The following is a 13,222-nucleotide window of genomic DNA, read 5'->3' as shown; positions in this document are numbered from 1 at the left end:
TCGGCTCGTCCACGAGCACCAGACGGTAGTCCTTGACCCTCCGGCCGCCACCCTGACTTGCCGATCTGTCCGTACGATGTCCCGGATGTCCGCCCGACTGTCGACCACTCGCGCCGCCGCGCTCGCTGCCGTCGCGGCGTTCGCCGGCGCTGCATCGGTCTACGCCCTCGCGAACGGCGTCGACCGGGCGGCCGAGGTCGATGTGCCGGCAGTACGTGCCGTGCAGCCGATCGGCGACCTTGCCGTCGTGTTCGACGTCGGTGACGTCGATCGGGAGGTCATCGACCTCACCGACGCCGCGGCGCGACGTGTCGGCGCCACCGCCTCGACCAGCCGCAGCGGTTCGCTCGGGATGCAGCGCATGACCCGCAACGGTGCCACCGTCCATGCGCCGCCGGCCGGCTACCTGATCCCGATGGTGTACATCTCGCTGCCCGACGGCGCGGTGGGCGGCGTGATGGGTGCCGACGTGTCCCAGGTGCTGACGCCCGACTCGGTCGTCATGAACGAGGTCACGGCGTCGATCACCGGGGCCCAGGTCGGCGACGTGGTCGTCATGCAGTCGAGGACCGGCTCGGTCGTCCCCTTGACCGTCGCCGGCATCCGTTCGTACGACCAGATCGGCTGGGCCGAGCTCGTCTTCACGTTCGACGTCGCCGAACGACTCGGTGCGACCGCCGACACGCGCGTCGTCGTCTGGGACATCGACGATCGCCAGGCGTTCGACGACGCCGTCGCCGATGTCGGCCTCCTGACCCGGCGCGACACGAAGGTCAACCGCAGCTGGGACCCACCAGACCCGGACGACACCCTCAGCACCGCGCGCACGAAGGTCGCCTTGGGAGAGCCCTGGTACACGCTCACGGCCGACGGGAGCATCTCGATGCACCCGACGTGGCAAGCGGCGAACCTCGCTCCCGGGCGCGTGCTGCTCAACGAGACGATCCGCATCCGGGCGCGCTGCCACGTCCAGGTCGAGCCCGCACTGCGCGCGGCGCTCGCCGAGGTCGCCGCGGCGGGTCTGGCCGGTGCGATCGACGTCGCCAACGCCAACTCCGCGGGCGGCTGCTACGTGCCGCGGTACAGCCGCACGAGCGGGTTCCTGTCGCGCCACACCTACGGCATGGCGCTCGACACGAACACCCAGTCGAACTGCAACGGGTGCGTGCCGCAGATGGACTGCCGCGTCGTCCGGATCTTCCGCAAGCACGGATTCGCGTGGGGCGGCAACTTCCGCCGGCCCGACGGCATGCACTTCGAGTGGGTCGGCGAGCCCCGCGACCAGATCTCGTTCCCGTCCACGTACTGCCCGAACATCGTCAACCCGCTCACCGAGGACGCGCAGCCCGGCCCCGTCGGCGCCGGCGTGCTGACGGCCGGCGGCGAGGGGATGGTGCATTCGCACCACGACCACCCGCACGGGTCGTAGCCTGTCGACATGCGTTTCGTCATCCTCGGCGGCGGTCCCGCCGGACACCAGGCCGCCACCTACGCCGCGCGGCTCGGCGCCGAGGTCACCGTCGTCGAGCGGGATGTCCTCGGCGGTGCGGCCCACCTGTGGGACTGCATCCCGTCGAAGGCGATGATCGCGACCGGCGGCGCGATGAGCTTCACGCGTCGCGTCAGCGGCATGGGCCTCGAGCACGCCGAGGCAGGCGTCGACATCGAGGCGCTGACGACGCGCATCGAGGACATCAAGGCCCACCTGCAGCGCGACATCATCCAGCTGCTCGACAGCCAGGGCGTCCGGATCGTCAACGGCGTCGGCCGGTTCACCAGCCCCCACACGGTGCTCGTCGACGGGCCCGAGGGTACCGAGGAGATCGAGTTCGACACCGCGCTCGTATCCACCGGCTCGCGGCCGCGCGTGCCCGACTGGTGTACGCCCGACGGCGATCGCATCCTGACCACCCGTGACTGCTACCCGCCCAAGTCGTTCCCGGAGAGCGTCACCGTGGTCGGATCGGGCGTCACCGGCGTCGAGTTCGTGCACATGTTCTCGTCGTTCGGCGCCGAGGTCACGTTGGTCGTCAGCCGGCAGCACGTCTTGCCCGGCAAGGACCCCGAGGTCGCCGGTGTCCTCGAGGACGACTTCGTCGCTCGGGGCGTGAAGCTGCTGAAGGGCGCACGCGCCGAGCGCATCGATCGCGATCCCGACGGCGACGGTGTGATCGTCCGGTGCGATGACGGACGCAGCGTCCGGTCGAGTCACGCGGTGCTCGCGATCGGCTCGGTGCCGAACACCGAGTCGCTCGGTCTCGACGCCGCCGGGGTCGTCACCGACGGCGGCTACATCCCGATCAACCACCACTGCGTGACCAACCAGAAGCACATCTACGCCGCGGGCGACGTCAGCGGCAAGCTCCCCTTGTCGTCGGTCGCGTCCATGCAGGGCCGCAAGGTCGCCGAGCACGTCATGGGCCTGCACACCATCGAGCACCGCCACCTGGACTACGACAAGGCCGCATCGGCGATCTTCACCGAACCCGAGATCGCCGACGTCGGTCTGGCCGAGGCCGAGGCGTTCGCCGAGGGACGCAAGATCCGCGTCACGAAGGTCCCCTTCGCCACCACTGCGAAGGCGCAGATCAACAACGATCCGCGCGGATTCGTGAAGATCATCTCCGACCCGGCCACCGGCGTCGTGCTGGGCGGTTCCATCGTCGGTCGCCACGCTGCCGAGCTGATCTCGGTGATCGCGCTCGCAGTCACCGCGAACCTGCGGGTCAACGACATCGTCGAGAGCCTCCTCGTGCACCCGGCGCTGAGCGAGGCGCTCGCCGAAGCGGCCGAGTAGGCGGCCTGCGCTCGCACGGAGTGTTTCGGATTTCGTAAGCGCAGTCCGGTGGCGCCCGCGGCGAGTGGCCGCGACACTGGCGTCATGCCTGCAGGCCCTCGCACGCTCGCCGCGATCGGCCTGGTCGCGCTGGCGGCGATCGTGGGTGCGGTCGTGTTGAGCGGAGGTTCGACCGACGAGGCGGCCCCACCCGCTCCGGTCGCGGGCGAGGCGCTGCCCGAACCCGATCTCATCGTCCCTGCCGTCGCTCCACCCGAACTGCCGGACCGCGGTCTCCACCCGGAGCTGCTCGAGATCGACGGCTGGCTGCAGAGCGACGTCACGTCGCTCGAGGAGCTGCGAGGCGACGTCGTCGCCGTGCAGTTCTGGACGTTCGGTTGCCGGAACTGCAAGAACACCCTCGATGCCATGTCCGACATGTACGCGAAGTACGCCGATCAGGGTTTCGAGATCGTCGGCATCCACTCGCCCGAGTTCTCCTACGAGGCCGAGGTCGACAACATCGTCGAGGCCGCCGGCGAGCTCGGCGTCACCTGGCCGATCGTGCTCGACACCACCAAGCGGACGTTCCACTTCTGGCAGGAGGGACGTCGCGGCCACTGGCCCCGGATCTACCTCCTCGATCGAGACGGCCACATCCGCTACGACCACATCGGCGAGGGGCGGTACGCCGAGATCGACGCCGCCGTGCAGGCCCTGCTCGCCGAACCGGCCTGAGCGGTGGTCGGCGTCGCGGTCGTCGGCCCGTTCGCGGAGGCGGTTCGCGCCACGACGCAACCGTGCACGTTCCTGCTGATCGCCCCGGCGACGATCGCGGTCGTGACGGCGCGATCGCGCTGGCAGGCGCTCGCTGCCGTCGTCGTCGCCGGCGTGGTCGGCGGCTGGCTGCTCGCCGGGAACTGGTACGTCCTGGACGGCTGGGCGCTCCGCGTGTCGGGCATCGCCGTCATCGCGCTCCTCGCGGTGCTGGTGTGGGGGCCACGGTCGCGAGTCGAGCGGCTGCACGACCAGCGGACGCAGACGGCGCTGGCAGGGGTCGTGACGTTCGTGGCCACGCTGTGGTGGCGGCCGTGTGTCGGCGTCGAGCTCGGCGACATCCTCAACGGCGCACAGGACGGGATCGGCGGCCAGCTGATCCCGATGTCCGCGTACATGCTGGGCGCGATGGTGCCCGTCGCGGGGGTCGCGTTGATCCACCGTGTGGTCGAACCGTCGGATCGTGTGGTGTTCGGCGCCGCCGTCGTGGCGTTCGCGGTCGGCGCGGTGGTGGCCGGCTCGATCGCGCTCGGTCAGCACGACGACGTGGTCGTCACGCTGACGCGCTGGACGCTCGAGTGATCAGGCGATCACGGACGGTCAGCCGATCACGACGACGACGTCGCCGCCGCCGACCGTGTCGCCCGGTGCGACCTTGATCTCGGCGATGGTGCCGGCCGTGTCGGCGTTGATCTGGTTCTCCATCTTCATCGCCTCGAGCACGACGACCCCCTCGCCGGCCTCGACCGCCTGACCGACCTCGACCAGCACCTTGACGATCGTGCCCTGCATCGGCACGGTGACCTCACCCGAGCCGGCGCCACCGCCCGAGCCCGCGCCCGCGGCGCGCTTCTTCTTCGCCTTCGCGGGCGCCGCCGCCACCCCGACGGTCTCGGGCACCCAGAGCTTGACCGAGAAGCGCTTGCCGTTGACCTCGACCATCGTCGAACGTTCGACCAGCGGTTCGTCGTCCGCGTCCTCGTCGCCTGCGTGCGCGATCGGTGCCAGGCCGGACAGGTCGAGCGTCTGCTCGACCCACTTGGTCGAGTGCTCGACCGCTGCGAAGTCGGGGTGCCGCAGGATCGCGAGATCGGCCGGGACCGTGGTGGCGACGCCTTCGACAACGATGTCCTCGAGGGCGCGGATCGTGCGGGCGATGCAGATGTCGCGGTCGCGGGCCCACACGATGACCTTGCCGACGAGGTTGTCGTAGTACTGGCTGATCTCGTCGCCGGCCTCGTAGCCCGAGTCGAACCGCACACCGAAGCCGTCGGGCGCGATCAGCTTCGTGATCGGACCGGGGGCGGGCAGGAACTTGCCCCCGGCGGGGTCCTCGGCGTTGATGCGGACCTCGATGCCGTGGCCGTAGCGGCGGGCCGCGACCTCGTCCTGCGTCATCGGGAGCTGCTCGCCCGCCGCGACGCGGATCTGCCACTCGACCAGGTCGATCCCCGTGATCACCTCGGTCACGGGGTGCTCGACCTGCAACCGCGTGTTCATCTCGAGGAAGAAGAACTCGCCGTCCTGATAGATGAACTCGACCGTGCCGGCGTTGTGGTAGCCGACCGCCTCGGCTGCCTTGACGGCGGCCTCGCCCATGGCGTCTTCGACGCCGTCGGGCAGGCCGGGTGCCGGTGCTTCCTCGATCAGCTTCTGGTGACGCCGCTGCGCGGAGCAGTCGCGGGTGCTGACCCAGACGACGTTGCCGTGCTGATCGCCGACGATCTGCACCTCGACGTGGCGCGGCCAGGTCAGGTAGCGCTCGACGTAGACCTCGTCACGACCGAAGAACGACTTGGCCTCCCGCTGGGCGGAGGCCATGGCCTCGGCGACGTCGTCGGCGGATTCGACGACCTTCATACCCCGACCGCCGCCGCCGAACGCGGCCTTGATGCAGATGGGCCACCCGTGCTCGTTGCCGAAGTCGCGGATCTCGTCGGGACCCTGGGCGAACTCGGTCGTGCCCGGCACGATCGGTGCGCCGCCGCGCTGCGCCGCGAGCCGCGACGACACCTTGTCGCCCATCTCGTCGATCGCCTCGGGGGGCGGCCCGATCCAGGTCACGCCGAGCTCGATGATGGCGCGGGCGAAGTCGGCGTTCTCCGAGAAGAAGCCGTACCCGGGGTGGACGGCGTCGGCGCCGCTCTGGCGGATCGCCCCCAGGATCGCCTCGGTGTTGAGGTAGCTCTCGGCCGCGGTCTGACCCCCGAGCGCGTAGGCCTCGTCGGCCATCCGCACGTGGTGGGCGTTGCGATCGAGCTCGGAGTAGATGGCGACCGTCTGAATGCCGAGCTCTCGGGCGGCTCGGATCACGCGCACGGCGATCTCGCCACGGTTGGCGATCAGGATCTTCTTCAGCACGGCTGCCAATGTAGGTGGCGTGGACCCGACGAACCATCCCCGACCCGACGGCCCGGCACCGAACGGGCCCGGACGTACGTGGCCGCCCGGCTGGACGGTCCGTCACGTCGCCGAGACCGGCAGCACGAACGCCGACCTCGTCGCGGCGTCGGCGGCTGGTGAGGCCGGCGACCGGACGGTGCTGGTCACCGACCACCAGACGGCCGGCCGCGGGCGCTTCGACCGCCGGTGGGACGCGCCTCCGGGCACCAACCTGCTCGTGTCGCTGCTGTTCAGCGACGTCGCCGGTGACGCCCACGACCTCACCCGGCGGGTCGGTGTGGCGGCGGTCGCGGCCAGTGAGCGATGTGCGGGTGTCGCGGCCGACCTGAAGTGGCCCAACGACGTGTTGGTGGGGGATCGGAAGCTCGCCGGCATCCTGGCGCAGCGGTGCCCGGACGGTGGGGTCGTGGTCGGTCTCGGGCTCAACGTCGGCTGGGCGCCCGACGACGCTGCGAAGCTCGGGTCGGGCATCGGCCCCCTCGACGTGCTCGCCGCCCTGCTGGTCGCGTTCGACGACCTGCCCGACGACGTGTACCCGCGGTACCGCGAGCTGCTCGGCACGATCGGCCGTCGCGTCCGTGTCGTTCGGCCCGACGGCGAGCTCGTCGGGCGTGCCCTCGACGTCGATCGGGACGGCCGATTGCGGGTGCTCGACGAGTGTGCCGTCACCCACAGCATCGACGTCGGCGACGTCGTGCATCTCCGGAGCGCCGGCTGACCGCGTCCGACGAGCACCTCGACGGCGCGCCCTGACGCCAACATCGCCGCTGCGGCCGGTACCGTTTCGCCGGTGTCCCCCCAGGAACCGCCGATCCGCGCGCCGCGCCGCCGTCGACGCGGCTCGCCGTTGCCGTGGATGATCGTCATCGCCTCGGTCATCGGCGTGGTGGGGGCGCGCGGCGTCCTGCGTGCAGCCGACGAACGAACCGACGACGTCGAGCGCATCGAGGGCCTCCAGTCGGTCCTCGCCGAGGTACCCGACGAGGACGACGAGACGATCGAGTACCCGGCCGAGAACTACCTGCTCGTGGGCTCGGACTCGCGGGAGAACGCCGACCCGACGTCGGACGACTCAGCCGTGATCGGCGACACGTCCGACGTGGGTGGTCAGCGCGCCGACACGATCATGATCCTCCGCCAAGAGCGCAACGGTGGCGCGGCGCTGATGAGCCTGCCGCGCGACCTGTGGGTCGAGGTCGCAGGGACGGGCCGCTCCAACCGCATCAACTCGGCGTTCAACGACGGCCCCGAGCAGCTCGCCGCCACCGTGACGCAGTCGCTCGGCATCCCGGTCCACCACTACGTCGAGGTCGACTTCCAGGGGTTCAAGAACATCATCGACGACCTCGGCGGCGTCGAGGTCTGCGTCGGGTTCGCCGCCCGCGACGTCAACAGCGGTCTGTCCCTCAATCCGGGGTGCCAGGATCTCGACGGGCTGCAGGCCCTGGCCTTCGCGCGGAGCCGATACTACGAGGAATGGGACGGCACCGACTGGCGGCTCGATCCCCGTGCCGACCTCGGTCGGATCGAGCGGCAGCAGCTCTTCATGCGGGCGGCGGTCGACGGCGCGCTGCGCCGGCTGCGCTCGTCTCCGTTCGGTTCGGGCGACGTGATCGAGGCGGTCGTCGACTCGGTCAGGATCGACGATCGCCTCGACCCGATCAAGGCAGGCGAGGCGCTCCGCCAGGCCGCCGAAGAAGGGCTCCGCACCTACTCGCTACCGGTCGTCAACGACACCGTGGGCGATGCCTCGGTGCTCCGGCTCGGCGACGGTTCCGAGATCCTGCTGGCCTACTTCCGCGGCGACGGCCCGGCACCCGCCGAGTTCGAGACCGGCTCGACGGTGCCCGACGAGGCGGCGGCCCCGGCTTCCGGGGCCGGGCTCTAGCACCGACAGCCGGCGACGGTGTTCCCGCCGTCCGTCGCCCCAGCTCGTAGGCTCGGGCCCGCATGAAAGCCCTGATTCTCGCCGGGGGCGCCGGCACGCGGCTGCGCCCGATCACGCACACGCGGGCCAAGCAACTCGTTCCCGTCGCCAACAAGCCGATCCTCCACTACGGCATCGACGCGATGGTCGCGGCCGGGATCGAGGAGATCGGCGTCATCGTGGGTGACACCCGCGCCGAGGTCACGAGCAATCTCGGCGACGGTACGCAGTTCGGCGCGTCGATCACCTACATCCCGCAGGACGCGCCGCTGGGGCTCGCTCACTGCGTCCTGATCGCGCGCGAGTTCCTCGGCGACGACGACTTCGTGATGTACCTCGGCGACAACCTGCTCGAACAGGACCTGGCCGCGTTCGTGAGGGCGTTCGAGGCTGCCCGGGCTGGCGAGGAGCCCCCGGCTGCGCAGATCCTGCTCAAGCAGGTCCCCGATCCGCACCGGTTCGGCATCGCCACGCTCGACGAGTCGGGCGGCGTCGTCGCACTCGTCGAGAAGCCCGAGGACCCACCATCCGACCTGGCCCTCGTGGGTGTGTACCTGTTCACGTCGCGGGTGCACGATGCGGTCGCCGCCATCGAGCCCTCGCCCCGCGGCGAGCTCGAGATCACCGACGCGATCCAGTGGCTGCTCGATCGCGGCGAACGCGTCCGGTGCGAGTTGCTGAGCGGCTGGTGGATCGACACCGGCAAGCTCACGCCGCTGCTCGAGGCGAACCGCCTCCTGCTCGAGAAGATCGAGACGCACATCGAGGGCTCGATCGACGACGCCTCCTCGATCGAGGGCCGCGTCGTCATCGGTGCGGGGACCGAGATCGTCAACTCGACGATCCGGGGCCCGGTCGCGATCGGGGCGGGCAGCCGGATCGTCGACTCGTTCGTCGGACCGTTCTCGGCCATCGGAAACGACTGCGAGGTGCGCCACTCCGAGATCGAGCACTCCGTGGTGATGGACGACTCGTCGATCACCGACATCCCGCGCCTCGAGGACAGCCTCATCGGCTCCGACGCCAGGGTGGCGCGCTCGCGCCAGAAGCCCCGCGCCCTCCGGTTGATGGTCGGCGATCACTGCCAGATCGACGTCGAGTGAGCGACATGGCCGTCCACGTCACCGAGTTCGACGCCCACGCCGGTGCCATCGAGGGGTTGGTGATCGCGACCCCGAAGCAGGTGACCGACGAACGAGGCACCATCCGCGAGCTGTTCCGCCGCTCGGCGTTCGAGTCGGCGGGCATCTCCCTCGCCGCGTTCCAACAGATCAACGTCACCGAGTCGCGCCGCGGCGCGGCGCGCGGGATGCACGCCGAGTCGATGACGAAGCTCGTGACCGTCGCCGCGGGCGAGGTGTATGCCGCGTTCGTCGACCTCCGCTCCGCGTCGCCGACGTTCGCCACGGTCGAGTCGGTGACGCTCGTGCCCGGCGTGCAGGTGCTGGTTCCACCGGGCGTCGCCAACGGCTTCCAGTCGCTCAGCGAGGTCGCCCAGTACGTCTACTGCTTCGATCACGAGTGGTCGCCCGGGATGCCCGGGCGATCGGTGACACCGCTCGATGGCGAGCTCGGCATCGCCTGGCCGCTGTCGATCGACCCCGACGACCCCGCACAGATCTCGCGCAAGGACCGTGACGCCGCCACGCTCGCCGACCTGCGGGAGGCCGGGGCGTGAGGCTCTTCGTCACCGGCGCGGCGGGCTTCATCGGGTCGAACTACGTCCGCTGGGTGCTCGCCAACTCCGACCACGAGATCACGGTCTTCGACAAGCTGACGTACGCCGGCAACCTCGCCAGCATCGAGGACGTGCTCGACGACCGCCGGTGCCGGTTCGTGCACGCCGACATCTGCGATCAGGACGCGGTCAGCGAGCACCTGCCGGGCCACGACGCCGTCGTGCACTTCGCCGCCGAGTCACACGTCGACCGGTCGATCGCCGACCCGTACGCGTTCGTGCACACGAACGTGTTCGGCACGAACGTGCTGTGCGACATCGCCCTGCGCGCCGAGGTCCAGCGGTTCCTGCACATCTCGACCGACGAGGTGTACGGGTCGATCGAGCACGGGTCGTTCGCCGAGACCGACCTGCTCACACCACGCTCGCCGTACTCGGCCGCCAAGGCCGGATCCGACCTGATCGCACTCAGCTACCACACGACCTACGGACTGCCGGTGGTCGTGACCCGCTGCTCGAACAACTACGGGCCCTACCAGTTCCCCGAGAAGCTGATCCCGCTGTTCACCACCAACCTGCTCGACGGCAGGACCGTCCCGTTGATGGGCGACGGCGGCAACGTTCGGGACTGGATCCACGTCGAGGACCACAACCGCGCCGCCCACCTCGTGTTCGAACGCGGCGAGATCGGCGAGATCTACAACATCGGTGCGCACAACGAGGTCACGAACCGCGACATCACGATGCGCCTGCTGGCGCTGACAGGTCGCGACGAGTCGGCGATCGAGTGGGTACCCGACCGCCTCGGTCACGACCGGAGGTACTCGGTCGAGATCGACAAGATCACGGCGCTCGGCTGGCGCCTCGAGCGCGACTTCGATGCCGGTCTCGAGCACACGGTCGAGTGGTATCGCACCCACCGCGACTGGTGGGAGCCGCTCAAGCAGCGCGCCGGTCTCTGATGCGCGTGCTGGTCACCGGTGCCGCGGGTCAGCTCGGCCACGATCTGGTGAGCTCCGGCCGCGCGCTCGACCACGACGTCGTTCCGTTCGATCGAGGGGCCCTCGACATCACGGATGCTGCCGCGGTCAGCGACGTCGTCGAGTCGGCGCGTCCCGACGTGGTGGTCAACGCGGCCGCCTGGACCGCCGTCGACGCGTGCGAGTCCGACCCCGACCGTGCCATGCGCATCAACGGCGAGGGCGTGCGGCATCTGGCCGAGGCCTGTCATCGGAGTCGGGCGCACCTCGTGCAGATCAGCACCGACTACGTGTTCGACGGCACGCTCGCGCGCCCGTACGTCGAGCACGATGTGCCCAACCCGCAGTCCGCGTACGGCGTGTCCAAGCTCGCCGGCGAACGGGCGGCAGGTCCGCGGGCCACGATCGTCCGGACATCGTGGGTGTGTGGCGAGCACGGCAGCAACATGGTCAAGACGGTGCTGCGGCTGCTCGGCGACCACCGCGAGCTGTCGTTCGTCGACGATCAACGCGGGTGCCCGACGTTCACTGCTGATCTCGCGCCGATGGTGCTGCGGCTCGGGGACGAACGCCGGGCAGGCGTGTTCCACGTCACCAACCAGGGGGCCGTGAGCTGGTTCGAGTTCGTTCGCGACATCGTGGCTGCCGCCGGCGAGGACCCGGCCCGCGTCCGTCCCGTCGCCACCGCCGACCTCGACCCGCCCCGCCCCGCACCACGGCCCGCCAACAGCGTGCTCGACAACGCCGCCCTGCGGGAGGCCGGGATCCCGCTGCTGCGGCACTACTCGGCGCCGCTCGGCGAGCTCGTCGCCCGCCTCGTGGGCTGACGACGGCCCGATCGGCTCGGTCAGCGGGCGATGCCGAGGAAGGCCCGTGCCGCCTCGTCGCCGCTGATCTCGACGTCCTCGCGCCGGACGCGATCGAGGAAGTGGTTGCGGCTCATCCGGAACCGATGGATGTCGGCCCGCTCGCCTCGCCGCTCGTGCGGCTCGACGCCGTTCGGTTCGTAGCCCAGCTTGGCCGTCACCGCCAACGACGGCGCGTTGTCGGCGTACGCCCCCGTGCCGGCCGTGAGCGCGTCGAACCCGAGGAACCCGAGGTGCAACGTCGCGAGCCGCAGCTCGGTCCCGAGCCCTCTGCCCTGGTGCTCGATGCCGAGCCACGAACCGGTCTCGAACCACCGTGTCGTGGGGAACTGCTCGGCGCCGAGGCCGCTGGCACCCACCACGGTGTCGTTCTCGATGACCGCCAGGTTGATGCTCCACCGCTCGACCGAGGTCCCGGCGCGGCACGACCACCAGTGGCGGAACGAGTTGGGGCCGAGCTCGTCGTCGGGGACGTCGGTCCACGGCATGGCGAACGGCATCACGTCAGGGTCGTGGATGCCGCCGAGCGCGAGCTGCGTGAGCTCGACGCCGAGGTCGTCGTCGACGTAGCGCAAGGTCAGGCGCGGCGTGCGCACCTCCACGTCGAACAGCGGCCAGAACGGGTGTGGCATGTCTCCATGCTGCCCCCCGGCCGTACCCTGCCGGTGATGGGTTTCACCCGCGAGCAGCTCGAGTCGTATCGCGACGCGACCGTCCCCGACCTGATCGCGCCGGGCCTGCGCCTGCTCTTCGTCGGCATCAACCCGGGGCTCTGGACCGCGGCGACCCAGACCCACTTCGCCCACCCCGGCAACCGGTTCTATCCGGCGCTGCGACGCGCCGGCATCGTCGACGTCGACGTCGACCGTGGCGCCGGCATGACCGAGGCCGACCGGACGCACCTGACGAGCCGCGGGATCGGCATCACGAACGTCGTCCATCGGACGACCGCGAAGGCATCCGAGCTGTCGACGACCGAGCTCCGGAGCGGCGGCGAACGCCTGCGAGCGTTCGTCGCCGAACACCGGCCGAGCGTCGTCGCAATCGCCGGGGTCACGGCGTACCGGAGTGCGTTCCGCCAGCCCCGGGCATCGATGGGCAAGCAGCCTGCGGACCTCGAAGGGGCCGTGCTGTGGGTGGTGCCCAACCCGAGCGGCCTCAACGCGCACGAGACCATCGACTCCCTCGCCGAGGCGTACCGCGAACCGGCCGTGGCTGCCGGCGTCATCCCGGGCTGATCGGCGGCGGCGATGCATGATGGGGCCGTGCCGCTCCGCGTCGCCTACACCCTCGAGCAGTGCTGGCACGACGTCCCCGGCGGGACCGCCCGCGCGGCGCTCGAGGTCGGTCGGCGACTCGACGAGTCGACCGAGGTCGAGCTGGTCGGCGTCGCCGGCCGGCACCGCCGTCCACCCGCCCGGGACTATCGACCCACGGTGCCGATCACGGCCCTTCCCGTCGCCCGGCCGTGGCTCTACGAGACGTGGAACCGCTTCGGCTGGCCGCGGGTCGAGGCCGCCACGGGCCCGATCGACGTCTGCCACTCGACCCTGGCGATCCCGGCGGCGACCGGCGCCGCCCACGTCGTCACGGTCCACGACGTGGCGTTCGTGGCTTCGCCCGAGCGCTTCACCCGGCACGGCGCACGTGTCATGAGGTCCGGCCTCGACCGCTGCCGCGACGCCGATCTCGTGCTGTGCCCGAGCACAGCGACGATCGACCGGCTCGTCGACCTCGCGTTCGACCCCGGCCGTCTCCGGCACGTGCCGTGGGGTGTCACGCCGGTCGAGGTCAGCGATCGCGATCGGGCCCGGG

14 protein-coding genes are annotated in these 13,222 nt (G+C 70.5%); 12 read left to right on the top strand and 2 right to left on the bottom strand.

What is annotated here, in order from left to right:
• The first annotated feature begins 85 nt into the window (after nt 1-85).
• From QNJ12_RS04820 to QNJ12_RS04805, 4 genes are all read left to right on the top strand, one after another.
• Complete coding sequence (locus QNJ12_RS04820; protein WP_300619571.1) at nt 86-1,429, top strand: M15 family metallopeptidase; 1,344 nt, start codon at nt 86-88, stop codon at nt 1,427-1,429.
• 9 nt (nt 1,430-1,438) lie between these two features.
• Entirely contained in the window at nt 1,439-2,797 is a 1,359-nt protein-coding gene (locus QNJ12_RS04815; RefSeq protein ID WP_300619568.1) for an FAD-dependent oxidoreductase, read from the top strand.
• A gap of 84 nt (nt 2,798-2,881) precedes the next feature.
• A complete protein-coding gene (locus QNJ12_RS04810) occupies nt 2,882-3,514 on the top strand; it encodes a redoxin domain-containing protein (RefSeq protein WP_300619565.1) in 633 nt (210 codons plus the stop codon).
• 3 nt (nt 3,515-3,517) lie between these two features.
• The gene (locus tag QNJ12_RS04805) at nt 3,518-4,135 is read left to right on the top strand and encodes a hypothetical protein (protein WP_300619562.1); all 618 of its coding nucleotides are present in this window, start codon (nt 3,518-3,520) and stop codon (nt 4,133-4,135) included.
• Between the two features lie 18 nt (nt 4,136-4,153).
• Here QNJ12_RS04805 and QNJ12_RS04800 read toward each other — a convergent pair whose 3' ends face one another.
• Nucleotides 4,154-5,914, bottom strand: coding sequence for an acetyl-CoA carboxylase biotin carboxylase subunit (locus QNJ12_RS04800; protein WP_300619559.1), 1,761 nt, complete (start codon nt 5,912-5,914; stop codon nt 4,154-4,156).
• Nucleotides 5,915-5,933: 19 nt separating this feature from the next.
• On the opposite strand from QNJ12_RS04800, the gene QNJ12_RS04795 reads away from it, so the two are divergent.
• From QNJ12_RS04795 to rfbD, 6 genes are all read left to right on the top strand, one after another.
• Nucleotides 5,934-6,674 carry a biotin--[acetyl-CoA-carboxylase] ligase gene (locus tag QNJ12_RS04795; RefSeq protein WP_300619556.1) on the top strand — a complete coding sequence of 247 codons (741 nt, stop codon included), beginning with the start codon at nt 5,934-5,936 and terminating at the stop codon, nt 6,672-6,674.
• 72 nt (nt 6,675-6,746) lie between these two features.
• Complete coding sequence (locus QNJ12_RS04790; protein WP_300619553.1) at nt 6,747-7,844, top strand: LCP family protein; 1,098 nt, start codon at nt 6,747-6,749, stop codon at nt 7,842-7,844.
• Between the two features lie 62 nt (nt 7,845-7,906).
• On the top strand, nt 7,907-8,986 hold the full coding sequence (locus QNJ12_RS04785) for a glucose-1-phosphate thymidylyltransferase (protein WP_300619550.1): 1,080 nt from the start codon (nt 7,907-7,909) through the stop codon (nt 8,984-8,986).
• 5 nt (nt 8,987-8,991) lie between these two features.
• Entirely contained in the window at nt 8,992-9,561 is a 570-nt protein-coding gene (locus tag QNJ12_RS04780; RefSeq protein ID WP_300619681.1) for a dTDP-4-dehydrorhamnose 3,5-epimerase family protein, read from the top strand.
• Nucleotides 9,558-10,523 (top strand): dTDP-glucose 4,6-dehydratase, encoded by a 966-nt coding sequence (gene rfbB, locus QNJ12_RS04775; protein ID WP_300619547.1) that lies wholly within the window; start codon nt 9,558-9,560, stop codon nt 10,521-10,523. Before QNJ12_RS04780 ends, rfbB begins: the two co-directional genes overlap by 4 nt.
• Complete coding sequence (rfbD, locus tag QNJ12_RS04770) at nt 10,523-11,368, top strand: dTDP-4-dehydrorhamnose reductase (protein WP_300619545.1); 846 nt, start codon at nt 10,523-10,525, stop codon at nt 11,366-11,368. Before rfbB ends, rfbD begins: the two co-directional genes overlap by 1 nt.
• Nucleotides 11,369-11,388: 20 nt before the next feature.
• On the opposite strand, the gene QNJ12_RS04765 is transcribed toward rfbD, so the two are convergent.
• Nucleotides 11,389-12,039 (bottom strand): GNAT family protein, encoded by a 651-nt coding sequence (locus tag QNJ12_RS04765; protein WP_300619542.1) that lies wholly within the window; start codon nt 12,037-12,039, stop codon nt 11,389-11,391.
• Between the two features lie 36 nt (nt 12,040-12,075).
• Here QNJ12_RS04765 and QNJ12_RS04760 point away from each other — a divergent pair, with 36 nt between their 5' ends.
• Together QNJ12_RS04760 and QNJ12_RS04755 are read left to right on the top strand one after the other, a co-directional pair.
• Entirely contained in the window at nt 12,076-12,645 is a 570-nt protein-coding gene (locus QNJ12_RS04760; RefSeq protein ID WP_300619539.1) for a mismatch-specific DNA-glycosylase, read from the top strand.
• Between the two features lie 27 nt (nt 12,646-12,672).
• Nucleotides 12,673-13,222: glycosyltransferase (locus QNJ12_RS04755; protein WP_300619536.1), on the top strand; the 550-nt coding region annotated here is incomplete at its 3' end.

The organism is Ilumatobacter sp. (assembly GCF_030065885.1).
Taxonomy (GTDB): domain Bacteria; phylum Actinomycetota; class Acidimicrobiia; order Acidimicrobiales; family Ilumatobacteraceae; genus Ilumatobacter.
This window is presented reverse-complemented; position numbering and strand designations above follow the sequence as displayed.